Source organism: Longispora albida DSM 44784 (genome assembly GCF_000379825.1).
GTDB classification, from domain to species: domain Bacteria; phylum Actinomycetota; class Actinomycetes; order Mycobacteriales; family Micromonosporaceae; genus Longispora; species Longispora albida.
Genome location: NZ_KB903838.1, coordinates 238413 through 264215, shown reverse-complemented (window position 1 = coordinate 264215; position 25803 = coordinate 238413). Strand labels below are relative to the sequence as shown.

Annotated in this window: 16 protein-coding genes; 8 read left to right on the top strand and 8 right to left on the bottom strand. The window is 68.4% G+C overall.

The window, feature by feature from the left end; all coding sequences use genetic code 11:
- The first annotated feature begins 23 nt into the window (after positions 1 to 23).
- The gene (locus tag A3G1_RS0131125; RefSeq protein WP_018353418.1) at positions 24 to 803 is read left to right on the top strand and encodes an SDR family NAD(P)-dependent oxidoreductase; all 780 of its coding nucleotides are present in this window, start codon (positions 24 to 26) and stop codon (positions 801 to 803) included.
- Positions 804 to 966: 163 nt separating this feature from the next.
- A complete protein-coding gene (locus tag A3G1_RS37745) occupies positions 967 to 1428 on the top strand; it encodes a hypothetical protein (protein WP_018353417.1) in 462 nt (153 codons plus the stop codon).
- Between the two features lie 741 nt (positions 1429 to 2169).
- Here the strand turns inward: A3G1_RS37745 and A3G1_RS0131110 are convergent.
- Positions 2170 to 6450 (bottom strand): LamG-like jellyroll fold domain-containing protein, encoded by a 4281-nt coding sequence (locus tag A3G1_RS0131110; protein ID WP_018353416.1) that lies wholly within the window; start codon positions 6448 to 6450, stop codon positions 2170 to 2172.
- Positions 6451 to 6901: 451 nt separating this feature from the next.
- On the opposite strand from A3G1_RS0131110, the gene A3G1_RS0131105 reads away from it, so the two are divergent.
- Positions 6902 to 10570: a LamG-like jellyroll fold domain-containing protein gene (locus tag A3G1_RS0131105; protein WP_157641532.1), complete on the top strand. Its 3669-nt coding sequence runs from the start codon at positions 6902 to 6904 to the stop codon at positions 10568 to 10570.
- A 73-nt stretch (positions 10571 to 10643) separates the two neighbouring features.
- On the opposite strand, the gene A3G1_RS41040 is transcribed toward A3G1_RS0131105, so the two are convergent.
- The 3 genes from A3G1_RS41040 to A3G1_RS0131095 all read right to left on the bottom strand — a co-directional run bounded on the left by A3G1_RS41040 (position 10644) and on the right by A3G1_RS0131095 (position 18820).
- Positions 10644 to 11090 (bottom strand): hypothetical protein, encoded by a 447-nt coding sequence (locus A3G1_RS41040; protein ID WP_157641531.1) that lies wholly within the window; start codon positions 11088 to 11090, stop codon positions 10644 to 10646.
- On the bottom strand, positions 11087 to 17959 hold the full coding sequence (locus A3G1_RS37740) for a polymorphic toxin-type HINT domain-containing protein (protein ID WP_245563635.1): 6873 nt from the start codon (positions 17957 to 17959) through the stop codon (positions 11087 to 11089). The genes A3G1_RS41040 and A3G1_RS37740 overlap by 4 nt, the downstream gene beginning before the upstream one ends.
- A gap of 543 nt (positions 17960 to 18502) precedes the next feature.
- Complete coding sequence (locus A3G1_RS0131095) at positions 18503 to 18820, bottom strand: DUF6289 family protein (RefSeq protein ID WP_157641529.1); 318 nt, start codon at positions 18818 to 18820, stop codon at positions 18503 to 18505.
- A gap of 130 nt (positions 18821 to 18950) precedes the next feature.
- Between A3G1_RS0131095 and A3G1_RS0131090 the strand changes: the two genes are divergently transcribed.
- On the top strand, positions 18951 to 19211 hold the full coding sequence (locus A3G1_RS0131090) for a hypothetical protein (RefSeq protein ID WP_157641528.1): 261 nt from the start codon (positions 18951 to 18953) through the stop codon (positions 19209 to 19211).
- Positions 19212 to 19253: 42 nt separating this feature from the next.
- On the opposite strand, the gene A3G1_RS0131085 is transcribed toward A3G1_RS0131090, so the two are convergent.
- Positions 19254 to 20036 (bottom strand): class I SAM-dependent methyltransferase, encoded by a 783-nt coding sequence (locus A3G1_RS0131085; protein WP_018353411.1) that lies wholly within the window; start codon positions 20034 to 20036, stop codon positions 19254 to 19256.
- Positions 20037 to 20524: 488 nt separating this feature from the next.
- Between A3G1_RS0131085 and A3G1_RS41555 the strand changes: the two genes are divergently transcribed.
- Positions 20525 to 20848: a hypothetical protein gene (locus tag A3G1_RS41555; protein ID WP_211216413.1), complete on the top strand. Its 324-nt coding sequence runs from the start codon at positions 20525 to 20527 to the stop codon at positions 20846 to 20848.
- A gap of 195 nt (positions 20849 to 21043) precedes the next feature.
- Here A3G1_RS41555 and A3G1_RS0131080 read toward each other — a convergent pair whose 3' ends face one another.
- On the bottom strand, positions 21044 to 21913 hold the full coding sequence (locus tag A3G1_RS0131080; RefSeq protein WP_018353410.1) for a hypothetical protein: 870 nt from the start codon (positions 21911 to 21913) through the stop codon (positions 21044 to 21046).
- 210 nt (positions 21914 to 22123) lie between these two features.
- Between A3G1_RS0131080 and A3G1_RS0131075 the strand changes: the two genes are divergently transcribed.
- The gene (locus tag A3G1_RS0131075) at positions 22124 to 23074 is read left to right on the top strand and encodes an ABC transporter ATP-binding protein (protein ID WP_018353409.1); all 951 of its coding nucleotides are present in this window, start codon (positions 22124 to 22126) and stop codon (positions 23072 to 23074) included.
- Positions 23071 to 23838: an ABC transporter permease gene (locus A3G1_RS0131070; RefSeq protein ID WP_018353408.1), complete on the top strand. Its 768-nt coding sequence runs from the start codon at positions 23071 to 23073 to the stop codon at positions 23836 to 23838. The genes A3G1_RS0131075 and A3G1_RS0131070 overlap by 4 nt, the downstream gene beginning before the upstream one ends.
- A 20-nt stretch (positions 23839 to 23858) precedes the next feature.
- Here the strand turns inward: A3G1_RS0131070 and A3G1_RS0131065 are convergent, their stop codons facing one another.
- Complete coding sequence (locus A3G1_RS0131065; protein ID WP_018353407.1) at positions 23859 to 24533, bottom strand: hypothetical protein; 675 nt, start codon at positions 24531 to 24533, stop codon at positions 23859 to 23861.
- Positions 24530 to 25249 (bottom strand): ABC transporter ATP-binding protein, encoded by a 720-nt coding sequence (locus A3G1_RS0131060; protein WP_018353406.1) that lies wholly within the window; start codon positions 25247 to 25249, stop codon positions 24530 to 24532. Before A3G1_RS0131060 ends, A3G1_RS0131065 begins: the two co-directional genes overlap by 4 nt.
- A 259-nt stretch (positions 25250 to 25508) precedes the next feature.
- Between A3G1_RS0131060 and A3G1_RS0131055 the strand changes: the two genes are divergently transcribed.
- A complete protein-coding gene (locus A3G1_RS0131055; RefSeq protein WP_018353405.1) occupies positions 25509 to 25745 on the top strand; it encodes a mersacidin/lichenicidin family type 2 lantibiotic in 237 nt (78 codons plus the stop codon).
- Positions 25746 to 25803: the final 58 nt, after the last annotated feature.

Genomic DNA, 25803 nt, shown 5'->3' with positions numbered 1-25803 from the left:
AAAATGAGACTACGGTTCGGGTCATGCGCACCATCCTGATCACCGGGGCCGGCCGCGGCCTCGGACTGCACCTGGCCCGCGAGCTGGCTGGCGAGGCCCGCCTCCTCCTGCACGGCCGTGACCCCGCCCGGACCGCCGAGGTGGCGCGGGAGTTCCCCAGCGCCCGGCCGCTGATCGCCGACCTGTCCGACCTGAGCCAGGTGGACGCCCTGGCCGCCGAGATCCTGGCGACGGAGCCCCGGCTCGACGTCGTGATCCACAATGCCGCGATCGGCGGCGGGCCCTTCCGGGGCCGCGAACTGAGCGCCGACGGCCACGAGCTGCGGTTCGCCGTGAACCATCTGGCACCGGCCCTGCTCACGCGGCTGCTCCTGCCGCTGCTTCGTGCCTCGGCCCCGGCCAAAGTGATCAATGTGGCCTCGATGGGCCAGGCCCCGATCGACTTCTCCGACGTGATGCTGGAGCACGGGTACGACGGCATCCACGCCTACTGCCAGGCCAAGCTCGCCATGATCATGGATACGTTCGACCTGGCCGAAGAAGCCGCCGGTTCCGGGGTGGCCGTCAACGCCGTGCACCCCGCCCACCTGATGGCCACCACGATGGTCGCGGACGCCGGCCTCACAGCGGCGACCAGCACCACCGAGGGCGCCGCGCCCGTACTTCGGCTGGTACACGACGAGTCCGGCACCACCGGGCGCTACTTTCACCAGCTCGAGGACCGGCCAGCGCACGAACAGGCCTACGACCCAGACGCCCGGGCCAGGCTCCGCGCCCTCACCGCCGCCCTGCTGCGCCCGTAACCGCCCGGCTGCCCGGCTGCCCGGTGCCAGGAAACACGCGGGTAACGGGACGGGGCTTCCCCTGGTCGTGCGGGGCGATAAAACGAGCGGTGCGCCGTCGAGGCGATGTGGCGGTTCCGGGGTCGGGGTGGACACGGCGTGATCGGTGGTTCAGCCTTGTCCGGTGCGGAACGAAACGTTCTATGTCACGGTAGCCCAGGTGCTGCCGGCCCTGGTCATCGCGCTCGTGGTCGAGCTGGGTTCGATCCTCGGCGTGATGCTCAAGCAGTACGACGACCGGGGTGCCGAGGTGACCCGGCTGGAGGCGGCCAGAAGCGCCGGGTCGGGCATCGACGCCAGCTTCGAGGCCGAGGAGCGGCACGCGAGGGAAACACTGGCCCGCGTGACCTTTCCCCTGCGGATCATCGCGCGGCTGGCCGCGGTCGCGGGCGCGGCATTCCTGCTCGGCGAACTGGCCTCGCTCGCGGTGGTCTTCGCCGGTACCGGCGGCTGGTTCCCGTGGGTCGCGGCACCGCTGGCCTGGCTCGCGCTCGTCGTGTGCCTCCTCGTCGTCATCGCGCTACCACTGGTACGGGCCTTCTGGTGGGCGATGAGCTCCCGCAACGGCATGCCAGGAGCCAGCTAACGGCCTGAAAGGACTCGCTCATCGCGAGGCGCCGCACACCGGCCGGATCGCGGGCGTGCGCGCCGGCCGTGAACGGAACGAGCGCGGGGAGGGCCTGTGCCCTGCCGAGGCGCTGGCCCGCACAGCGCAGTGCCAGGTCTGCACTGGAGGTAGCCCGCCAGAGGCTTGTCACCGGCCACGCGTGGCACATGGCCCGGCATCCTCCCTGAGGCTGCGGCCCCGGTTTCTCACCTGGGCTGGTGCATCTCTCCCGGCGTCAGCCGGGGTCCCGGCCGCCGGCGGACGGCTGCTGCGCGGGGCGTCAGTGAGTGGGCTAGGGAGTGTTTGGACATCATCGGAGCCATTCGCCGATGGCGGCGATGCCGATGGTGGCCAGGTAGCGGACGGCGAGTTTTTCGTACCTGGAAGCCACGGCCCGGTATCGCTTATGGCCGTTGATGCCGCACTGGGCTGTGAGGAGTTAGCGCGGTCGGCCAGCACACGGGCAGGGCGTTTGCTGGGCGGCGGACGGTGATCGCGTCGAGCACGCCTGCGAACTGCGGCGCGTCACCGGCCTGGCCCGGCGTGATCAGAACCGGCAGCGGACGTCCCGCCACGGCGACCCGGTCCGCACCCGCCACCGGATCACGTCGATCAGCCTGCGCCGGACGCGACACCAAGGTACGCGGGAAACGGTTTGGATTTGAGGCTGTTGGGTGGCCGGGTGCCCGGCTCTGAGGCCGGGCACCCGGTGGGTGACCGCTAGAGCAGGGTCATCCGGTTCCAGTCGGTGCTGGGGCTCTCCCAGCGGGTGGTGTCCTGGTTGTCGAAGTTCGATCCGTTGGAGTGGATGCCGAACAGCCGGTTGAGCGTGTCGTAGCGGTAGAACGCTAGTACGTCGGCTCGGCCGTCGCCGTCGAAGTCGCCGGTGGTGAACTTGGTCCGGTTGCCGTCCCAGGTGCCCGGGGGCCGGTACCAGGCGCTGGTGCTGGTCAGCTGGGAACCGCTCAGGCTGAAGGACCAGATCCGCGAAGAGCCGTCCGTGGTGCCGTACCACGCCAGGACCTCGGTACGTCCGTCACCGTCGGTGTCGCCGGCGCTGTAGGTCGCAGCCGTGCCGTACCAGTTGCCCGCGCCTGAGTTCCAGACCTCGGTCACGGCGAGGGCGGTGCCGTTCGACTTGAACAGGAAGGCCTTCGAGGAGTTGCCGAAGTCGTACATCGCCATGATGTCGCCACGGCCGTCGCCGTCGAAGTCCCCGCCGAGCAGGCGAGCGGCGTCGCTGCACCAGGTGCCCGCCGGCGCGTTGTGCCAGATCTGCTCGGGCCCGAGGCCGGAACCGTCGGCCTTCGCGAGGTACACGAACATCTTCATCGCGCAGCCGTCGTACTTGTACGACAGCACCAGGTCATCGAAGCCGTCACCGTTGAGGTCGGTGGCGACCGGGCTGACCCTGGCGATCGCGGCGCCGTTGAGCACCGTGGTCTCCGGCAGCGCGTCGAACCCGGTGGCGGTGTTCTTGAGCACGCTCGCCTTCACCACGCCGCCGGTCTCCCGGAGCACGACCACGTCCCGGACGGTCATGCCCCGGGCGGTGAACGCCCCGGACACCGCACGGCTGCCGCTGCCGTAGATCGTGGAGGTCCACGCGGTGTTCAGGTCATGCTTGGCACCGTTGTCCGTCCACTTGAGAATGCTGCTGGAGCCGTCGGCGTTGTTGTGCAGGGCGAGCACGTCGGCCCGCCTGCCGATCGGGTCGCGAACGCCCTGGTACACCTGCACCTCGTCGATCTGGCCGGCGAAGTAGCCCGCGCCGCCCCGGCTGCCGATCAGCAGGTTGCCGGTGCCGGCCCAGGCGGCCGCCCCGCCGATGGTCTGCTGGAGCACGTTGTTGACGAACAGTTTCACCTCGCCGGTCTGCGCGTTGTAGGTACCGGTCAGGCGGACCCACTTGCCGACCTCAGGCGAGGCGATCGAGCGGGCGCTCCACCAGGTACCTGTGCCGGTCTTCATCTGCGGGACCTGCATCGTCCACCGGTCGATCCCGGCGTTGTACATCAGGTAGAACGGCTTGAACTGCGTCGGGTTCTCCTGGGTGATGACGACCTGGTCGCCGCCCTTGCTGGCCAGCTTGGCCCAGGCGGAGACGGTCAGCGACTGGTCGGTGTGCAGCACCGGCTCGTTCGTCGTACCGTCGCCGGCCCCGGTCAGGTGCAGGCAGCGCCCGTCGTAGTTGCACTCGGTACCGGCCGGGTTGGTCGGCACCGTGGCGTTACCCCGCCATTCCAGATCGTGGTAGTAGCCGGAGGTGTCGGTGGACGGCGGCGCGTCCTCACCGAACGCCCAGTCCCCCACGCGCACCGGCGGTGCGAGGTCGGCGACCTCTGCGGTGCTGATCGCCCGGTTCCAGACCTGCACCTCGGACAGCTCGCCCTGCAGCGAGCCGCCGTCACGGCCTAGGTAGAGCGGGCCGGTCGCGGCCCAGGTCTGCGGGACGGCCGCCGTGCCTTCCAGCACGCCGTTGACGTACAGCCTGACCTGCCCGGCCTGGCCGTCGTAGACGCCGGTCAGGTGGGTCCACACGTTCAGCTTCGGCGGGGCCGCGGACAGCGCGCTGTAGTACGCGGCTGGCGGTGCCTGGTCGCCGGAGTCCGGGCGGACGAAGGACCAGCGGTTGCTACCCGGGTCGTACTGGAGGTAGAAGGCGCACCGGTGGGCACCGCACTGGGACACGATGGTCCGGTGCCCGGTCAGCGCGGCCGGCTTGACCCACGCCGAAACCGAGAAGCTCCGGGTGGTGTCCAGAATCGACGGTGCCTGCGCGTAGCTGCCGGCGGTGCCGTCGAGCCGCAGTGCCGTCTCGCCGCCACGGATCCGGCCGGGGACACCGAGCGTGCCGCCGGTCAGGGTGGCGTTGTAGACGTGGGGCTGGTTGATCCAGTTGCCCGAGGCGTCCTGGACACGGGTGCCGGTACCGGTGTTGGCGAGCGTGGTGCCGCCGCCCTCGTTCAGGTCCCAGCGGGCGACCGGCGAGGCGAGCGCCGACACGGGGAACTGGTAGACGGCGGTCGCCGTCCGGCCTGCCCGGTCGATCGCCTTGACCCGCAGGGTTTTCGGCTTGTGGTCCCTGGGCTGCCAGGTCACGGTAACCGGCTGGCCCATGCTGGCAGGCTTGGCTTCCAGCTCACCCGGTACGTCGTCGAAGCTCCACTTGAAGCTCGTCACGTCGGCGGAGGACCGGAACGTGAAGCTGCCGGCCTGGCCGACGCCGCCACAGCCGTCCGGCGGGCAGCCGGCCGGCTTGTACACGTCACCGGTGACGGTAGGTGCAGCCGGGTCGACCAGGTCGACGGCGAACTCACAGCGGTCCACCGAGCCCCGGGCGGCGTCGGCGGTGTCGCGGGCTTCGGCCCAGTAGTTGTAGACACCCTCGTTCACGAAGTCGAACCCGCCGGCCGAGCCCTGAGCGCCGCTGGGGAAGGTACCCGTCCAGGCGCCGTTCTGGTAGGCGAAGCCGCTGCCGTTCCACTTGCCCCAGCCGAAGACGGCCTTCAGGGTGTCACCTTCGGGGTCGGAGGCTGAGACCCGGAAGGTCGGCGTACCCGTCGTGACCCACGGCCGGTTGCCGTCGGCCGCGCAGGGCTTGTTGTCGACGCTCAGACCCCACGGCACGTTCGGTGCGCGGTTGAACGTGATGGACAGCTTGACGGTGTCCGGCTTGAAACGCTTCCAGTCGTTCACATCCGACTCACTCGGAGCCTTCAGGCCCAGCGCGATCGCGTCACAGCAGCTCGCGAGGCCCTGCATGAATCCCGTGATCGGCCACTCCATGTGCGAACCGGTGTTGCCGCCCTGCGAACCCAGGTAACTGATCCAGGAGGAGTTGTTCCAGTTCGTCGCCGGGCTGATCGCGCCGACATGCCACAGGTGCACACCGTGGTACCCGCCGGTCCAGGCATTGTTCACATCGGCCATGAACTTCGCGTCGGTGACCGTCGCGCCCTGGATCCCGAGGTTGTCCCACTGGAACATCGAGCGGTAGAGCGCGTCGTAGGAGTAACCGACCTTGGCGAGATTCTCACCGTCGCCCCACCAGTACTCCGTTTCCTTCCACGAGCCGTTCAGGCCACCCACCAGGCACCAGTTCGTGAAACCGGGCCCGATCGCCTTCGGGTCGATCACGATCGGGAAGGCAGCTTCCGGGTCGGCGAGGATCGACTGGTCGGGGACGACAGACATCGTGCCGTTGCCGACCTCGACGGGCATGTCGGCCTGCCGGGCGGCAACCGGTTCCTCGGCGGGTGCCGCCATGACGCCCGGGCGCTTGGCGGTCTTCGCCTTCTTGCCGCCGGACTCCCACATCTGGGCCGCCGCGAAGCCGAACACCTCCTTGCCCTGGGCGTCCACACCGGACAGAAGTTCGCCCGGCTTCTCGGTCAGGGTGAAGCCGGTGGTCTTCACACCGAACGTGATCTTCTTGAGCTTCGGGTTCTTCGCGGCCTGAGGGGTCTTGACCACGAGTACCTGCGAATAGCCACCCATGCCCGCCTGAATCTTCAGGTCCACACCCGGCAGCACCTCGGGATACGTGGCCACCGGCCCGTCGAGGACCGGGGCTGGCAGCGTGCCTTCCTGCCAGGTCAGGGCAAGTTCCTTGCCGGCGCCACCGGCTTTCACCACCGGAGCGGTGCCGCCGCCGGACATGGTCAGCGGCAGCGGGGCCGCGACCGGGCTGACCGAGCCGTCCGCGTTCTTGCGAAGGGTGAGATCGATACTGGCCCAGGAGCCGTCAGACTTCTTGATCCGCTGCTGGTAGGCGGCGGCCTCACGGGTCTGCGTGCCATCCGGGTTCATGAAGGTCTGAGCGGTCTCGGTACGTAGAGAACCGGCTTCGACTCGTTTGCCGCACGTCTTCGCCAGCGCGGCGGCGGCTGCGGGATCCTGGAGCATCAGCTCACACGCCGGGAGCGGCGGTGCTGCCTGGGCGGCCGGGGCGAGCACCAGCGGGGAGACCCCGCCGCCGATCAGCCCGAAAACAGCCATAAGAGTGAATAATGTGGTTGGTTTGCCTGTACGAGCGCGCACTGAAGACGCAGTCGTCATGCGAGTTCCCCGTTCACTTGACGCTGAAAAGCGAGGCTCAGCATCCGCAACTCGAACCGGTCTGTCAATCAAACGGGACGGGCCTGCGGGAGTGAGCCCGCGTACCAGGGCAAAGCCGTCACGCCAAGAATCGCCGATAACGATTCGGATTGATCTCGGCCCCGGGTACGGCCGCGCCTCGGGCCAAGTACCCTGCGCCGGCTTTCGGTTTGCCGTTCGCGCTGGCAGCCGGCCGCCCTCGTACGGGATTGACAGGTTCCGGCGGCGTGCCAATGCTGTCGCTGACCTAGCCATCTCTGGCGTCACGTGAACGGGGAACTCCATGACGGCAGCGTCTTCAGCGCGCCCTCGTACCAAGAAAAATGTCCGGATATCATCGATGCTGGGCCTGATGGGACTGATCGCCAGCGGGTTGTCGCCCCTGGCGGTGGCCGCACCCGCACAGGCGGGACCGGCGCAGGCCGCAGTGTCCTGTGCGGACTCCAGCCCCGGAGCTGCCCAGGCCGGCACGCTGGCCAGAGCCTGCGGCCGGCGGGTGGAAGCCGCGGAGCTGCGCACCGAGAACGGCCAGACCTTCGTGAACCCGGATGGCTCGCACACGGTGGAGCTCACCGCGCTGCCCACGCGGGTCCGGCAGTCCAGTGGTTCCTGGGCTCCCGTCGACCTGACCCTGCGCAGGAACGCCGACGGCACTGTGAGCCCGGTCGCGGCACCTGTCACCCTGACGCTGTCCGGTGGCGGAGGCGGCCCCCTGGTCCGGGCGGCTCGCGACGGCCGCGAACTCGCGCTGACCTGGCCGGGCACCCTGCCCGAGCCCGTCATCGACGGTGAGGCCGCGACATACCCGGAGGTGCTGCCCGGCGTGGACCTGCGCGTGCGGGCAGAGGTGACGGGCTACTCGGAGGTGCTGGTCGTCAAGACCCCGGCCGCCGCCCGCAACCCCGCGCTCAGGAAGATCACCTTCGGCACGAAGACCACCGGGTTCACCCTGGTGGAGAAGCCGGGCGAGATACTGGCCGGGCGGGACCCCCGGGGCGAGGAGGTGTTCCAGTTCAGCTCCGCGCTCATGTGGGAGTCGCAGGCCAGGCCGGTACGCGCTCCGAAACTGGCCGGGCAGCTCGCCGCGCCGCTGGAGCCCGCCCGGGCCGCACGGCAGTCGGTCATGCCGGTCGAGGCAGGGCCGGAGTCCATGTCGGTCATCCCGGACGCGGGGCTGCTGACCGATCCGGACGCGACGTTCCCGATCCTGATCGACCCCAAGGCGACCGCGCCCACCCGGAGTTCCTGGTGCCTGGTCGGCGGGCTGAACAGCTCGTGGAAGACCCAGTCGTACTGGTTCGGCGGCGCCGACACGGACAAGCTGGCCAAGGTCGGCTACGCGACTGACCCGAAGGGCAACGCGCTCTACCGGTCGTTGTTCCAGTGGGACAGCCCGGTGTACAAGGGCACCGAGATCATCCGCGCGAACTTCTCCGTCGAGCTGAACAACGCCTGGCACGGCGGGAGCGAGTACCAGGTCCAGCTCTGGGAGGCCGGCGGGATCAGCCCCAGCACCACCTGGAACAACGCAGTGTGGTCCAGGGACCTGGGCTGGCGGCCGGTCGACGGTGGCAGGCTGGAGTACGACATCACGCATGCCGTGCGCACGTCCACCAGCCCCAACCTCACCCTCGGGCTGACGACCAACGAGTCCAACGTGAACTACTGGAAGCGATTCAAGCCGGACACCGCCACGATCTCAGTGACCTACAACCGCCGGCCCGACGCGCCCGTCAACCTGCGCGTGGACGAGAAGCCCTGCGCGAAGGGCAGCGCCCGCCCCTGGATCACGACGGCCACCCCGATCCTCAAGGCGTACGCCTCCGACGCCGACGGCGACAGCATGAAGGTCTGGATCAGCAACGCCACCTGGTACAACGGCTCGTGGGTCGGCACGGGAGCCGGGTACCAGGACCACGTCCCGAGCGGCACCGACGCACAGTGGACGGCCTCCGGGCTGACCGACGGCGGGATCTACAGCTTCCGGGCGCAGTCCGACGACTACTCGCACCCCGGGCCGCTGTCGGTGGACTTCGGCACCTGCGAGTACCAGGTCGACCTGAGCGACCCGGCCGCGCCTGCCGTCAGCAGCGACGTGTACCAGGCCCCGTGCCCGAAGGACGGCTGCGGCGCGTCCGGACGGACCGGCACGTTCACCTTCCAGTCCTCGCCGGACGTCACCTCGTACAAGTGGGGCTTCAGCGATCCGCCGTCCTACGTGGCGTCCGCCTCCTCCGGCGCGGCCACTGTGTCCTGGACTCCGCAGTCCGGCGGGCCGAAGAGCCTGTACGTGAAGGCCGTCGACCGGGCCGGGCGGACGACCACGACCGTGCACCAGTTCACCGTCGCGCGCGAGGCGTCCGCGGTGGGTGTGTGGAAGCTGGACGAGGGGGCCGGCGCGCCGAAGGTGGCCAACACAGGCACCGGGCCGCAGGTACTCGAGAACGGCCAGTGGGTGAACAATCCTTCGACGTATGACGCCACCCGGGCCGGCAACGATGTCACTGCCGCGCCGGGGCCGGTACGGAACGGCGACACCGCGTTCCGTTTCCCCGGCACGGAAGCCGGCTACGTCAAGGCACCGAAGGTCATCGACCCGACTCGCAGTTACACCGTCTCGGCGTGGGCCAGGCTCGCCTCGTTCAGCCAGCCGCAGCACCTGGTGACCCAGTGCGGTGGCGCCTACAGGTGCGAGTTCTATCTCTCGTACGAGCCCGGCGCCGGCAAGTGGGCGTTCCAGGTGCCGAGCACCGGAGGGAACGAGCCGTCCCTCACCTTCCAGACCGCCTACTCCTTCCAGCCGCCAAAGCTCGGAGTATGGACACATCTGACGGGTGTCTACGATGCCGCGGGCGGGCGCGTGAAGCTCTACGTCAACGGGGTGCTGGAGGGGACGGCACCTGCCCCGTCCAGCTGGCAGGCCGCCAGCGAACTCTTCCTCGGACACAACGTCCACGGCGACATGGCCCAGGCCCAGGTCTGGAACCGGGCCATCAGCCCCGGCGAGATCGCCAAACTCGTGTCGCCCGCCAGGGTCGGCGACTGGGCCTTCGGCGAGGACAACCCGCCGTCCACCGACGATTCCGGCTACGGCAACGACCTGGAATGGAACGGCGATGCCTCGGTGCCCAGCACGACGTGCGGCCACGACGGACGGTGCCTGACGCTGCCGGGCACCCCGGGCTGGGGCAGCACCGAGAAGGCGGTCATCGACACCGACCAGTCGTACTCCGTCTCCGCCTGGGCGAAGCTGGCGAACACCAGCGCGGACTACGTCGTGCTCACCCAGGACAACCCGTCGGAGGTCAAACCGTTCTACCTGAAGTACGACAAGGCATCCGGCCGCTGGGCCATGCAGATCACCCAGTCGGGCACCGGCACGGGCACCTCATGGACCGCGAAGTCCCTGGCCCCGGCAGCGGTGAACACCTGGACCAGCCTCCAGGGTGTCTACGATGCGCAGTCCGGGCAGGTCACGCTGTACGTCAACGGCGTGCTCCAGGAAACGGTGGGCGGGGCGGCCGGCTGGCAGTCCAGCGGCAGCTTCCTGATCGGCAGCCAGAAGACGTCCGGGCACTTCGCCGGGCAGATCGACAGCGTGCAGGTCTCCCAGGGCCTTCCCTCGGCGTCGCCCGCCGCCGACGACTCTCCACACGTGACCATCCTCAGCTCGGCAACGGGCCGGTGCACCTCGCTGAACCACATGAACGACGCCTCACTGCTGGAGATGTGGGGCTGCAACGGCATGGGCCACCAGAAGTTCCAGTTCCGCGCCGACGGCTCGATCATCAGCACAGCGAACGGCCGGTGCGTCTCGCTCAACACCATGAACGACGGCTCCGTACTGGAGATGTGGGGCTGCAACGGTATGGGCCACCAGAAGTTCGAGCTCCGCGCCGACGGCTCGATCGTCAGCTCTGCGACCGGGCGCTGCGTCTCGCTGAACACGATGAACGACGGCTCCCGGCTGGAGACGTGGGGCTGTAACGGAATGGGCCACCAGAAGTTCAGGCTGGGCTAGCGTAAAGAAGGGGGCGTCGCAGGAGGAATTATCCTCCTGCGACGCCCCCTTTCGTATTTTCAAAGGCTCAGAGTTAGGCAAGCTCCAAGCAAATGACCCATATTCCGTGCTCTTCGGTGGTTACACCACACAGTCGCCGACCGTCGCTGGAGATCGTCAAGAACTCTGGCGAGCCCGGCTCGACCTCCAAAGCCTCCGACATCCTGGCGTAGCCAGCCGCTGATCTCACCTTTGCCCAGGGCAGCGCCGAGAAGCCCGTACCAGACGGCGACAACAGGAATGATCCGTCATTCTCGATGATTCCGTGCTGCCGGGCAAGCTCCTCCCAGCAGTCGCCGATCTCAGTCGCGGGTACTGGGCCGCCATCACCCAGTACCACTGTGGGCCTGCTTTCGCTGCTGGCTATCGCTCGCCACGCGGCCAGCGGACTCACTGGCCCAGCCAGCTCGGTTTCCGCAAGCTTCACCAGCCCCGCGTCCTTCAGCAGACGATCACGAGACAAGGCAGGTATACCGCTCATTCCAGTAGCCTAGTCATCTTGTAGTAAAGATGATGCTTTCCACCTACCTGCTGATATCTCTCATAATCCTTTCCTGTCCCCCATCCAAAGTCCACGCCGTCACGGTCGGCTCCGCCCTTCGGCTGCCCGGCGTGGAAATGCGGATCACCGTCGTTTGTGTGATGGGCGATGACCCTGGAGCCATTATCCGTCTCGAACTGCCTGTACCGGCCATGCCCTCCGGTGTCTTCGGAATAGCGGTAGCCCGGCTGGCCACGCCGGAGCGGATCGTTGCCCACTTCCCATTCGGCGTCCGGCTGAGTCCCGCGCGGAATCCCGGCTCTGTCGTAGGCAGCATCCAGTGCGTCCTGCTCAGAATCGAGCTCCTGATCACCAGGCCGGCATGGATCGAACTTGCCGTTGTTGTGAACAAGGACCGGGGCGCCTGCCGCAACGACATAGTAAGTGTGGAGATTGGCGACAGTGAGGTCGCGCATCTGCTTACTGCCGGTGTGGTTGCGGACCTCGATGACAGTGATGCGATGGCCATCGATGGTGTAAAGCTCGCGACCCGGCACCAGCTTGCCGGCATCGGCCCAGGCGCCGCTAGTGGCATCCCAGAACGGGTGGTTCTGAGTCGTGCTCAGCGTTTCGGTCTCGCCGTTCTCGTCCGCGACGGTGAGCTCGGTGAGTTCGGTGTCCCGGTTGGAGTGCAGGATCGTGACCGGTTCCGCTTTGGTTTCGCCCGTGGCTGGGTCGGTCGCCATGACCTCGTCACCGAGGTCGATGTCACCAATGGGCTCCTTGGTGCCGTCGGCCATCAGAACTGGGGTTTCCGGGTCGAAGCTGTGTTTCTTGCGACCCGGAGCGATGGGGCATGCCGCGCCGCCGACGTCGGCCGCCGCTTCCACGGCGTCGTCGGCGCTCTTCTGGCCGGCCTTCGCCGCTGCCTTCGCGCCCTTGACCGGGGTGCTGACGGCTCGGCCGCCAGGTACCAGGTCCATCAAGCCTGTGGCGCAGTCGAGGGACATGCCCTCGCTACAGGTCTTGAAGGTCTCGATCGCGCCGACTGCCGTGGACGCCGCCTGGAGAAACGGGGCGGCTGCCTGCAACGGCGGGATGATCGCGCAGGCTATGGCGGCCACCTGGAGCACCGTGGAGATGGTGCCGGCGTTGTCGTAGACCCACTGGCCCGCTGCCTTGGCGGCGTTGCCGACTGCCTTGGCCGCGTTGCCGACCGTGCTGACCGCGTTGGAGACGGTGTTCTTCACCGCGCTCGCCACGTTCTTCACGAACTTCGGCAGACCCCAGCGCCCGTCCTCGTCCACATAGGTCATGGGGGCGTTGTTGCCGTAGGCGTACCCGTGCATCTGCTGCGGGTCCTTGTTGTCGATCACGGGATCGACGGACACGAAGCGGCCGGTGGACGGGTCGTACTCGCGGGCTCCGACGTGCGTGAGGCCCGTGTTGTCGATCGTGCCGCCCACGAAGCCCTTGTCGAGCCAGGTCGGCCAGGAGCTGTCCTTCTTGCGCTCCGTACCGAACGGGGTCATCAGGCGCGCCGAGACCGCCTGGGTCATCGCGTCGACGGTGATCGACGCGGTGCCGTGGTGGTCGCTGGACACCCACGTGATGCCCGCTGCGACCCGGCTGGCGACCGTGGTGCTGGCGTGGCTGTAGTACCGGGTGCACGTCTTCGCGCCGGTCGCCGAGGTGTACCGGAGTTCCTGGCCCGGCAGGTACAGCGTGGTGCCCTTGGGGTCCTTGCGGAGGATCCGGTTGCCGTCGATGTCGTAGACGTACGTGGTGGTGCCCGAGCCGTCGGAGCTGCTCGCCAGGTGTCCCTCGGCGTCCCAGGTCATGGTCTGGTTGCCGTCGGACGGCGTCGGCCGGGACTTCATGTTGCCCATCGCGTCGTACGCCCACGCGCTGGTCTTCGTGCCGCCGGCCGTCTCGGTGGAGGTGGTTTCCTTCAGCGAGTTCTTGCCGGGGTACGGCGTGTACGACGTCGTGCGGGTGCCGTTCGCCGTCTCGTACTCGGTGAGCTTGATCCGGTTGCCGGCCTTGTCGTACTCGTACACGTGCCGGTACTTGGCCGCGCCACCGAGCGTCGCGCTCTCCGGTGCGGTGTTGCAGTCTCCGTTGGCCGGCGTCCACGCGTCCGTCGTCCGGCGCAGGTAGTCGGACTTGTAGCACTGCACGTCACCGGACGTCAGGTCGGCGGACCGCTTGACGTTGCCGATGTCGTCGTAGTCGTACCGGATGTCGGAGATCGTGGTCGGACCGGTCTGCTTGCTGGTCCAGATCTGGCTGAGCTTGCGGGTCGTGGTGTCGTAGTTCTTCACCACGTCCACGGCGTTGCCGCCGTTGTGCTGGAGGGTGTACGCGCCCAGTTCCCCGAAGGAGGTGTAGGACGTGCTCATGACCAGCGAGGTCTCCAGGCTGGTGCCGTACTTGGACCGCAGCGTGGACGGCTGGCCCTGGGCGTCGTACCCGTAGGTCAGCGTCTCCAGCTTGAGGTCACCGGCGAGCGGCATCCGGATGGTGTCCGGGGTGCCGTCCTGGTTGTACGTGTACACGTAGGTGTACGTGCCGCCGACCTCGGTGCCCGGGATCGTGTGCACGACCCGGGTCGGCTGGTAGTCGATCGTGAAACCGGTGCTCTCCCGGCTGTACGCGCCCTCCGGCTCGTACCGGGTGGCCTTGACCAGCTGGCCCTTGACCGGGTTGCCCACCGTCATGGTGTCGTAGACCCACTCGGCCCGCTTGTTGGCCGGCGCGATCGAGTCCTTGTAGACGCCGGTCTTGCGGCCGATGGCGTCGTAGCCGGTGACCAGCTTGGTGCCGCGGGCGTCAGTGGTGGAGACCAGGTCACCAGCGTCGTTGAACTCCGAGAAGCTGGTGCCCTTGTCCGGGTCGACGCTCTTGGTGGCGCGGCCGAGCAGGTCGTACTCGTACGTCCACACCAGGCCCGAGGGGCCGGTGACCTTGGCGAGCTGGTCCTTGCGGTTGTACTCGTAGAACGTCGAGTCGTAGCTGCCTGCGGTGCCCGGCGTCGGAGCCGCGCCCTTGTACTGCCGGTACTCGACCGTCTTGCCGTGGGCGTCGACGATCGCCGAGCTGGCCGTGCCGCCGTTCGGCGGGGTCACGTCGGTGCGGTCACCGGCGTGGTAGGTCGTCGTGCGCCACTTCTCCGTGCCACCGTGGCTGCCACCGGACGGCGCGCTGACCCGCATGACCTCGGCGATGGTCCGGCCGGCCCCGTCGAAGACCTTGCCGGTCTGCGAGGGGATGACCTCGGACGGCATGAACAGGGTGGTGCCCGGAACCGCCGTGCCCAGGTACGGGTCGTTGGTCCGCTGCTCACGGCCTGCGGTGTCGTAGAGGATGTCGGTCACGACGGCGTTGGGGCCGCCGGCCGCGTCCGGCTTCTGGGTCTGCCGCTTGCGCCACAGGCCGTCGTACAGGTCGTGCGTGGCGATGTAGTTGCCGGCCTGGTTGATCTTCTTGCTGGTGATCACCGTCGGCTTGTCGTTGCGGACCAGGTAGTCGTACGTGATGGTCGCGCTCTGCGCGCCCTTGTCGCGGCCGGGCTTCCAGACCGAGATCAGGCGGCCGAGGCCGTCGTACGCGAAGTCGAGCTTGCGGCCGTTGGCGTCCACCTTGGACATCGGCAGGCCGTAGGCCGGGTCGAACGTCTCCGACGAGGTCCAGCCGAGCGGGCTGGTCTCCGTCTTCGCCGTCAGCGGGCCACCGCTGGCCGGGGTGTAGTCGGTGGTGGTCGTCCCGCCCCGGACATCCTTGGCCGTCTTGATCCGGCCGTGGGTGTCGTAGGTGGTCTCGCCGGTCGTGAAGTACACCGGGCTGCCGGCGTTGTAGGACTTCATCGTCTCGGTCTTGGTGACCTGGCCCCGCGTCGGCGCCGTGCCGTGAGCGAGACCGTCGTAGGAGGTCAGCTCGTCGGTCAGCACGTCGGCGTCGGTCAGGCCGGTGCCAGCCTTGGCCTTCGTGCAGTCCACGGCGAACGACCGGGTGCGCTTCACCGCGCCGGTCAGCCAGGCCGCACCCGTGTTACGGGCGTAGTCGGTCAGGGTGCACTGCTCGTCGCCGGCCGCCGGGGTGCCACGGTCCTCGACCTCGGTCGGGGTGCCGTACGTGCCCTCGAAGGTGGTGGCGGTGCTCGTCGTCCGGGGAGCCCGGCCGCCGTCGAGCGCGATCCGGGTGTGCTTCTCGGCGGCCGGGTTCGTGAACCGGGCCTTGACGGTGATGCCGTTCAGGGTGCGGGTGGCGGTCTCGCCCGAATGCCACGGAACCGAGACCTCTGCCGAGACCTCGGCGCCGCCCGGCCCGTTGTAGACGATCGCCTCACGGGTCATGCCCGCGTACACGTCCTCGTCGTTGATCGCCGGGATGCCGCCGGTGGCGATGGCAGGCATGACCTCGGTGCGGGTGCCGGCGCCGTACTTGTCACCGTGCATGCCGCGGAAGAAGCGGGTCTCGGTGAACGTGCGCTCGGCGCCCTCGCCCTTCGTGGTCTGGACAGCGCCGTAGCCCCGCCACACCGACCAGGTCTTGTTCTCCGCCTTCACCATGCCGTCGTCGTCGGAGTAGTGCCAGGCCGGAGTGCCCGGGTAGTCGTAGTGCGTGCGGACGGCGGTGGCGCCGCCGACCAGGTCGGACTCGACGACGTCGGTCACCAGGTACTTGTGGAAGAAGTCCGTGACCGGGGTGGTGTGGCCCGGCGGGGTCCACTTGACCGGGTAGCAGCGCTTGGTGTTGAGGTGCAGGTTGCTGACGTCGGGCACGTTGCTGCTCGCCACGCACTCCTGGGCGGAGTAGGTGACGTCGAGCTTGCCGCCGGACTCGTTGCTGACGGTCTTGACCCGCCACCAGTTCATCGCCGGGGAGTGGTCGATGGTGTCGACGCGGTTGCTGAGCTGGATGCCGGCGAAGGTCACGTCGGGCAGGGTGGTGGTCTGGCCGCCTGCCAGGCCCCTGTGCCCGATCTTCTTCAGCCACAGCCCGGCTCGCGTACCGTCGCCCGGGTCCTCGAAGGAGTGGGTGAAGGTCCATTCCTCGACAGCGTTCGCGCCGACCTTGGTGGTGACCTTCGCGAGACGCTTGGTCGACCAGAAGCTCGGGGCGACGTTGTTGCACGGCTTGCCCGTGCAGTCCTGGTCCCACGGAGTGTCGGGCCAGTTCGTGGCGTCGTGCGTACCGCAGGCCGCGGTGACGCACCGGTCGGCGACGTCGAACTTCACCGTGAACGGCACACCCGCCACATCCGTGCGGGTACCGTACTCGATCCGGTCCACATAGGAGCTGCGGTCATAGGTGACCGGGTCCTGGTCCGTCTTCAGGTTCTTCGCGTACTTGCCGGTTTCCTTGCCGTAGAAGTACGTCATCGTGTTGCCGTTGAGGTCGACAACGTACTCCAGGTTCCACCGGTAGGCCTGCGTGCAGAACGACGCGGCGAACGTGGCCTGCCGGCACGGCTCACCCGGGTTGTTGCCAGCCACCGGCACGGTCAGCGTCGACTGGGCGGACTTGCCGAACCAGTACTGCACGCCGTCCGTGGTCGTCGCGACCCAGTACTCGCCGTTCAGCGCCCCGTTGCCGGAGCCGGTCCGGCGCTCGACGAACGTGCCGTCGTCGTTGCGCAGGTGCCACCGGTTCGCGTTGTTCGGGTCCTTGATCAGCTCGCCGGCGTGGCCCGACATCGACATCGTCGCGTTGTCGGTCGCCCAGCACTGGTCGCCGGTCTTCTCGGTGTTGTTGTTGCTGTTGGTCATGTCCTCCGAGCACGCCTGGTACTTGCGCTCGATCGAACCCGGGTCCCAGTCCCAGCCCTCGCCCAGCCACGACGGCTGGTTGTTCGAGGCGGCCATCCGCCCGTCGACGCTCGCCGAGGAGTACCCGATCGAGACCGACGGAGCGGGCCCGCCCAGCGCTGGCGGCGAACGCAGCGGATAACTCCACGAGAAGTCACCCGAGTTGCTGCCACCCGACCAGGTGGCCGACGGCGTCAGCGATGTCGCCGAGAAGTCACCCGACGCGCCGGAAGGCGCAGCGGACAACGCCATCAGCGTGCCGCCGCTGCCCGAGGCGCTGGCGGCCTGGACACCCTTGGCCGACTTCGCCGTCGAGGCCGAGGGCAGCTCGACGGTGACCTTGCCGTCGCGGGTGTTGTTCTTCGACGGGAGCTCCGTGCCACGGCACTCGGGCTTGCCCGGGGTGGTGAGCGCGCATTCCGGCAGCTTCACCAGCTTGAGCCGGGCAGCCCAGTCGCCGCCGTACGCCCAGCGGAACTTCGAGTAGTCGACGTCGACCCTGACCGGGCCGGTGCTGGCCGGGGCCGCGGTGCGGAACCCGTCCGCAGAGGCTGCGTTCACCGGGGCTTCCGGCGCGCTGACCCGGAGGAACAGGCCGTCCACGCCGGCCTTGAGGGCCAGGGACCTGTCGAGTACCTCGACGCGGGCTCCGGTGGCTGACGGGGCTGCCACCGCGTCGGCCCCGGCTGCCTTGACTCCGGCTGGCTGCCGGACGGGGCTCACCCAGACGGGCAGGGCGCCGGCCTTGGTGTTGCTCCGTGCGGCGCCAGCCGTCTGGGTACCGTCGGCAGAGAAGTTGACCTCGGCAACGCCCGGAGCCGGCCAGACCGGCGCGGCACCCTGGAACGGTTTGCCAGGCACTGCCTCGGGGGTGGCACCGGCCCTGCCACTGCCGCTGACCGGCTTTTCCTTCTGGGCCTGGGCTGGCTTGGCGTCGACCACGGCCGCCAGCGCCGGAGGGGCGCCCGGCAGGGTCACGACCAGGGCGGCGCCCAGGGTGAGGGTGAGGACTTTCCGGAGGGATGGAAGATGAGGGCGTCTGGATAGACTTCTGGACACAGAAGACCTTTCTGACCTGACCGCTTGGGTGGAGGGGTGGCGTTCACGCAAGCGGGGATCAGTACAGGAAAGACCGTGCCTCATGCAGATCGGGGCATGGCAAAGCCAGCCTTGTCGTCATGGAGCCCCCGCTCGACTAACACCAAAGACGGTGCACAGCATCTCCGCCAGACGACAGGCTGTCAACGCCCTCCGGCGCACATTGGACAGATGCCCCCTATCACTGGAATCGATATCCAACCGGACCATCGCCATGATCCCGGATCATTCATTCCATCGACCTAGTTCAATCCCAGATCACACGCCCATCGTGTACCCGGAACGCCGCCGGCCGTCCCCAGCCAGCGCGCGCTTCAAGCCGATGGCCGGAGCTGGGATCGTGCTGCCGTGAGCGCGAAGCCGAGAAGGTTGCGGCCCCGCTCCAGATCCGGTCACGGGGACTGGCCTCGACCAGGATCCGCTCCCCCGTGCCGAGCAGGAACCTGCCCAGGACACGCATCGGGCACCTCTTGACGGGGTCCCCGATGCGTTCAATAGAGCGATCTAGTGTGGAGTGCAGGACGTCCGGGTCTGCGTTTTGTAGACCGTCGACACTCCCCAGGTCTCGACATCCCCGCTGCACTGATCGAGCAGCTTGTAACCAACCTGAACCGTGTAGGTCGCATCGCTGTAGAACTTGGTTTCGACAACAACAAGCCCTTGCGGGTCAACCGGCGCCGCCTGGGCGGGCGCAGCGAACAATGCGGTCGTGACTGCCAGCAACGCAACGGCCATTGGGCGTTTGAACATCGGATATTCTCCACCCAGTCGACAATATTGATGGCCAACGATATTGACGCTGTCGATTGTTGTCAACGGCACGTCAGCAGGCTGTTCTCCACCCCTGGTTATAGATGGAGTTCCACCCCAGTGTGGATGCCACAGGGTGACCTCTCTCGATAGTTTGCGTGGCATCAGCTTCCTGAATGCGCGGTTTGAGGGGGACAAGACCATGAGTGCGCAGACAACCGAGATGTACGCCTTCGAGCAGCCCGCTGTGCTGGCGGATGACATTCCCTCGTCGCTGCGGATGGTCGCGTCCCACCGTGCGCCGAGCGAGTTGCTGGAGCGCTGGGCTTCGTGGCGGCAGGCCGCGCGAGACCGGGTCGCCCGGCGCATGCGTGCACTTCGCCTGGCGCGGCGCGCGGCTACGCCGAACCTCGCAGAGGGCATCGAACCGGCAGGAACCGCCGCCCTCGCACCCCTCGGCTAGCAGGCCCGCACCCATTCTCCGGTGGCCGCAGTGGCCGCCAGGTCAGCGGCGGGCGATGAGGACGTAGTACTCGTTCTCGTCGACGAAGTTGCCGTCTGGGCTGAGTTCCGAGAGCCGGTCGGTGACCGCCTGGTCGAATTCGGCGAGGCGGTCACCGAACAGGTGCGGGGCGGCGTAGCTGGTGGAGTGCAGGTAGCCGACGATGTTGCCGGTGGTGCGGGTGCGCCGTACCGGCACGGTCATCTCCTCGACGACGCTGAACGCCGACTCGGCGAGGATGTCGAGGTAGGGCCGGTCGGGGCTGCTGAACACCCCGTTGCCAGCGCGCCGGGCGGGCCCGGGGAAATCCTGCACCACCTCGCGGATGGCTACCTTCCACGGGGTCGCCGACCTCCACAGGCTCCGATCGCCGGCGATGGCCACGGCGCCGTCCGGGGCGACGCAGGTACTGAGGACGTCGAGGACAGCGGGCTGGTCCATCCAGTGGAACGCCCGGCAGATCGTGACCAGGTCCGCCTGCCAGCCGGCCGGCGGCCGGAACTCCTCGGCCGTGGCGCATGTGAACGTCAGCGACGTACCGGCCCGCATCGCCGGACGCGCCGTGGCCTCGGCGACCGCCAGCAGGCGCGGATCGGGGTCCACGGCGATGATCTCATCGAACCGGCCGGCCATCGCATCCACCACGAGCCCGGTACCCGTGCCCAGGTCCAGCAGCCGGCGAGGCTCGCCCGGAGCCGCCGCCGCGTCCAGGATCGCGGCCAGTTCCTCCGGGACGCCTGAGCGGAACCGCTGATAGAAGTCGGCCGTGCCATCGAACAGACTCATGACCCCTCCAGCACAACGATCCTGACCACCGACGATCATGCCTCACCTCCACGCCCAGCGATGCCCGTGTACTCCCACAACTGGATACGGACGGGTCCTGGCAACGAGTCGCGTTGGATGTCCAGGACCTCGCGCTCGATAGGCTCCCGGGATGCCGAAGGATGAGAACACGCCACGGTTACCACAGCCGGCCGAGAGGCCGGCCGGGTCGCCCTGGGATCCCTGCCGGTGCCTGCACCCTCCGGACCGTACCCGGCAACGGAAGGTCTGCTTCCACCCGGACCAGCAGAACACCCAGGCAGCTGGCTGGCTGCGGCTTCTTGACCTGATCGAGGAAACAGCCGCAGACGGGCGCACGGAGTTCACCCCTTTCGCAGGATTCAGCGCCGCCGAGCGCAAGGAGGTGATCACTCTGCCTCCGACGATCGCGAAACTCACCGCAGTCACGCACCTGGGACTCCCGCTGCCCGAAGCTCAACAGCAGCCGGGTGAGCACTCGGGCAATCTACGGCAACTACAAGTACCGGCCGCAGTTTCCGCTATTGCCGGCTGTCACCGACAGCAGAACAGCGCTTGACCCCGGCGTCTGGGGCGCCGAGACCATCCGCGAGTGCAGCGTCTGCTCAGGGCCGGCCGGTGCGCAGGTCCAGCAGGTGTGGATCTCCTACCGGATAGGCACCGACGTGCTGCCACTTCTCGTGAACGCCTGCTCGGCGGACTGCGTCGCGGCGCTACCCAGCCCGCAACCCGGCTACGTCCCCCATCCGCACACCGGAGGACCGGACATCGAACAGCCACTCACCGGCCGTTAGAGCTTTCGCGCCGGGGCCCTTCGGTACTCATTTCGGGGTCCGGCTCACCGCGAAGACCGGCATGAAGTCCACGGCCTGCCGGGCCCGGAAATCCTTACGGTATAACGATTTCCGGGCTGGTTGAACGTGGCTAGCAACGGCCGGGGTCGCACCACATCCATTCAGAGAGCTGCCCGGACGGGGAAAACGGGCGCACTAGCGCTCGAAGTTCTTCACGAAGGCGAGGAGCAGCGCGACGGCGGCCGGGAACAGCACCGCGGCCACTAACGGGTACCGGCCCACCCAGCGGTTGAAGGCGTTGTCCGGCAGGATGCCAGCGCTGGCGATGTCGCGGATCGAGACGAGGCAGAAGCAGACCGAGCCGATCGCCCCGCCCACGACGCTGACGTAGCTGATCCAGGCCGACCACCCGTTCATGTCCACGCGGCTTCCGCCGATGGCCGACGCGACGACGAGCCCACAGGCGCCGCCACGGCCAAGGTAGTCGAGGAACCGGGAGCTGAAAGGAATCCAGCGGGCCTTCATGTCGGGCGCGCGTACCGCCTCCGCCAGCAACTGGAGCCGGACCCACCGGCTCTTCCACTGCAACCAGCGCAGTTCCGGGTAGGAACCTGCTGTGTGGATGCGCGCCTCCAGATCGACGGCGTACCTCGCGCCGCGACCCTCGGCCCCCTTCGCGACGTCCCCCTCTTGCAGCGCGAGCCTCAGACGTTTCGTCCGCGGGTCGTCGTCGGCGTTGGCCAGGAGCAGCGACCTGTAGCCCATCTCCCGCTCGGCGAGGTCGGCCGTGCGTCCGGCGCGGTTGTGCACCCCGCGTGCCCACAGAAGGTCGCCCCGGCGCGGCCCCCACCGCAGGAGGACGGTGACCAGCAGGGATCCGCCTGCCGCGTGGGCACGGCCGGCCTGACCGGAGTTCAGCTCGTCGATCCTGGTGGTCAGGGCCGTGTACACGCGATGACTGAAAGCCTGGGCACCGGTCGCCGAGTAGAGCAGGGCCATGACCAGGCAGGCACTCATCAGAACCGAGTACGCCAGGTAGGCCACCAGATAGGCGCCAGCCGACATGTAGCTCTCCTCTCGCGACACCGGACCGTAGCGGCACAAGGGCTGGTGCGACTGTCGCATGGACGTGCGTGGATCACCAGGGCGGGTCCTCACCGCGCTCCAGGACCGGCGAGCCGAGGTGGTACGGGCCGGGCACACCGCCGCCCGGCACGAGGACGGCTCCGTCTGTCCGGGGTGGAACGTCATACGTCCACGGGCTACGCTCGCCCGATGGGGGAATCGACGGTGATCGTCACAGATCTGGTCAAACGCTATCCGAGACAGGACGCCGATGCCGTGGCGGGGCTGTCCTTCGAGGTCAGCCCGGGTGAGATCTTCGGACTGCTGGGGCCCAACGGCGCGGGTAAGTCCACCACGATCGGCGTGCTGACCACCCGGGTCCGGCCCACTGCTGGCAGCGTGCGGGTCGCGGGAGTCGACGTGGTCGCCGAACCGGCCAGGGCACGGCAGCTTCTCGCCGTCGTACCGCAGCTGGGCAACCTGGACCGCTCACTCACTCCGAGGCAGAACCTGCTCTTCCACGCCGCCTACCACGGCGTGCCGAGGGCGGTGCGCAAGGAGCGGGCGGCGCGCCTGCTGGACGAGTTCGGCCTGGAGGCCAGGGCGGATGGCAAGCTCGACCAGTTCTCCGGCGGCATGGCCCAGCGGGTGATGATCGCCCGAGCGCTCATGCACGAGCCCCGGATACTTTTCCTTGACGAGCCGACCGCCGGGCTCGACCCGCAGTCCCGGCTCTTTCTCTGGGAGCGGGTCAGGCAGCTGCGCGGCCGCGGCCTCACGGTCGTGCTCACGACGCACGACATGGCGGAGGCGGAGGAGATGTCCGACCGGGTGGGCATCGTCGATCACGGGAAGCTGCTCGCACTCGGCACTCCGGCCGAGCTTGGCCGGTCCACCACAGCCCAGTCCACTCTGGACATCACGGTCACGGGCCCGGACGGGGAGCTGTGCGAGGCGCTTGCCACCGTCCCGGGAGTGGAGAGCAGTACGAAAATCAAGAACAACCAGTTCCGCCTGTACCTGAAGACGGAGGCCCCCGGCGTGCTCTCCCCCGTGGCGGAGCTGGTCGCCGCGCGCGGTGCCGCCCTGGCAGGGGTGCAGGTCGGCCGGTCCAGCCTGGAGGATGTCTTCATCGGCCTGACCGGGCGGGGGCTGCGGTGACCGGGCGGGCTTTCCTGGCGATCCTGTGGCGCGATCTGTTCGTCACCGGCAAGGAGTTCTGGGCCTTCCTGTTCCAGGTCGCCGTGCAGCCGTTGTTCATCCTCTTCGTGTTCGCCAAGGTGCTCGGCAGCACCGGGTACGTCTCCGCGGACTTCGGGGACCTGCTCCTGCCCGGCATGGTGGCGCTGACGGCCTTCATCACCGCACTCCAGAGCGTCGCACTGCCGCTGGTGGTCGAATTCTCCTACAGCCGGGAGATCGAGGACCGGCTGATGGCCCCGCTGCCCACGGCGCTGGTCGCGGTGGAGAAGCTGCTGATCGCGCTGATCCGCTCGCTGCTGTCCGCCGTGCTGATGTTCCCGGTGGGCGCGCTGGTGCTGGGGTCGGCCCCGTGGCGGGCCGCCGGGCTGCCGGTGCTGGTCCTCGTCCTGCTGCTCGGCGGGCTGACCGGGGCGGCGATCGGCCTGAACCTCGGCACCTGGCTGCCACCGGCCCGGGTCGGCCTGGCCTTCGGGGCGGTGATGACCCCGATGATGTTCACCGGCGCGACCCAGTACCCGTGGAAGGCACTGGACACGATGCCCTGGTTCCAGGTGATCACGGCCTGTAATCCGCTCACCTACCTCTCGGAGGGTGTCCGGGGTGCCCTCGTGCCGGGCGTACCGCACATGTCCCCGATGGTCTGCGTCGCGGTGCTCGCCGTGGCCGGGGCCGTCCTCACGGCCACCGGCCTCCGTGGCTTCCAGCGCAGGGCGGTCAGTTAGAGGCCGTCCTGCCGGGACCTCTATCGCCGGCTGCGGTAGAAGTAGTACGCGCCGATGGCCACAGTGGACCAGGCGAGGGCGAGCACCGTGATGAGGAGCAGTCCGGCGGCGCCGCTGTTCTCGTACAGGGCACGCGGCACGCTGAGCATCGGCGGCACCAGCCACGGCACCGGTGACCAGCGCTGGTCCAGCACCGCCGCGAGGATCACGCTGCCGGTCAGCAGCAGAGCGCCCGGCCCGGCGGCCTTCGTCACCACCCGGCTGGCCCAGGCCCCGATGGCCAGCGCCGCCGGTGCCAGGACGAGGTGCGCCCAGGCTCCCACCGCCACCGACCGCGGGCTCAGGTCCCCGGCACGGATTCCGCCGACCAGCCAGGGCAGGAGCAGGGAGGCTCCCATCACCGGCAGCATGGCGGCCGCCGCGGCGAGCAGCCCGGCCGTCACCTCCCTGACCTGTGAACCCAGCGCAACCGCCGCCAGTCCCCGCTGCCCGTCCGGCTCGGTGTCGAGAAACAGTTTGGCCTGCACCGCCAGTACCGGGAAGAGAATCATGGCTGACAGGCCGTAGACCTCGGCTGCCTGTCCTTGGCCGCCTGCCTGCAACGCCGCGAGCAGCAGCAGGACGCCGGCTGGCGCGATCAGGCCGCGCTGGCTGCGAACGAAGCTGATCAGCCGCATGCGGACCAGCGCGGTCACCGGGCACGCACCTGGATGTCGTGGTGGCCGGCGGCGCGCAGCAGCGCCATCGTCTCCGGCAGCCGTTCCTCGGCCACAGTGACCTCCACAACGCTGCGCCCGCCCGCACCGGGCAGCGCGAAGAACCGGGCGCCGCCGCCCTCGATCAGCAGGCCACGGGCACCGGGTAGCCGGACAGCCTCGCCCCGATGGTCGCTGACCAGGACGGTGCCGCCCCGTTCCGCGACCTCTGCGATGATCGCGGGAATCTCCTCCCTGGCCTGGGTGTCGAGCCCGTCCCACGGCTCGTCCAGGATCAGCAGGTCCGGCGGGGCGAGCAGGCCCTGCACCAGGCAGACCTTACGGGCGGTGCCCTTGGACAGCGCGGTGAGCCGTACCCCGAGGAACTGCGTGAGATGCAGCCGCTCAGCCCAGGCCACGACCGGCACTGACCGCAGGCCGCGCACCCGGCCCATGTGGGTCAGGTACTCCCCCACGGTGAACGGCTGCCCGGCCGGTAACTGGTCGGGCACCCAGCCGATCACGGCCGGGCGGTCGGTGATCCGGCCGCGAGCCGGGCGGAGCAGGCCGGCCGCAGCCTGGAGCATAGTGGACTTACCCTCGCCGTTGCGCCCGCAGACCACGATCACCTCGCCGGGCCCGAACGTCGCCGTCACCCCGCCGAGCACCCAGGGCTCGCCTGGTGAGTACCTCAGCCACACGTCATCGAACTGCACCAGCGCCCCCGTTGTCGTTCCTCATCGGACGATCGTAGTCACATCGTTCCTGGATCATGGTTGTCGATCCTTCGCGGGCGTGGCTAGAGTTCGACTGCGGCGGATACCTACCGTCGCGGCAGACTCCACGGGGGAGCTTCCGAACACCCAGGGGCGGCTGAGCCTGCGCTTTTGCAGTCTGCCGGCCCTCGCCACCACGTCCCGGCGGCCCAGCTTCCCTGCGGACCTGCTGTACCGAATCCATGTATGGAGGTTCAGCATGACCGCCCTTCTGGAATCCACTGATATCGACGTCGCGCAGATCTGGCGTGACCCGGCCTTCCGTGCCTCACTCGGCATGGACGAGCTGGAAACCCTGCCCGCCAGCCCGATCGGCGAGCTGCGCGCGGTCAACGTCGGCGAGATCACCAGCGGCGAGAGCGCCGTGGTGAGCATCCTCTCCCCGGCCGGCTGCCTGATCAGCTTCGCCTGCACCTGGCCTTGCTGCGCCTGGTAACCAGCCGCAGCTAGTCCCTTGTAGACGGTGTGGCGGCCTGGTGGCCGCCACACCCCAG

Excerpts from the sequence above, each read along its gene's own strand:
- A3G1_RS0131125 (WP_018353418.1), top strand. The coding sequence starts at position 24 with ATGCGCACCATCCTGATCACCGGGGCCGGCCGCGGCCTCGGACTGCAC.
- A3G1_RS0131055 (WP_018353405.1), top strand. The coding sequence starts at position 25,509 with ATGACCGCCCTTCTGGAATCCACTGATATCGACGTCGCGCAGATCTGG.
- A3G1_RS41040 (WP_157641531.1), bottom strand. The coding sequence starts at position 11,090 with ATGAGCGGTATACCTGCCTTGTCTCGTGATCGTCTGCTGAAGGACGCG.
- A3G1_RS0131105 (WP_157641532.1), top strand. The coding sequence starts at position 6,902 with ATGGGACTGATCGCCAGCGGGTTGTCGCCCCTGGCGGTGGCCGCACCC.
- A3G1_RS0131075 (WP_018353409.1), top strand. The coding sequence starts at position 22,124 with ATGGGGGAATCGACGGTGATCGTCACAGATCTGGTCAAACGCTATCCG.
- A3G1_RS0131090 (WP_157641528.1), top strand. The coding sequence starts at position 18,951 with ATGAGTGCGCAGACAACCGAGATGTACGCCTTCGAGCAGCCCGCTGTG.
- A3G1_RS0131080 (WP_018353410.1), bottom strand. The coding sequence starts at position 21,913 with ATGTCGGCTGGCGCCTATCTGGTGGCCTACCTGGCGTACTCGGTTCTG.
- A3G1_RS0131110 (WP_018353416.1), bottom strand. The coding sequence starts at position 6,450 with ATGGCTGTTTTCGGGCTGATCGGCGGCGGGGTCTCCCCGCTGGTGCTC.
- A3G1_RS0131085 (WP_018353411.1), bottom strand. The coding sequence starts at position 20,036 with ATGAGTCTGTTCGATGGCACGGCCGACTTCTATCAGCGGTTCCGCTCA.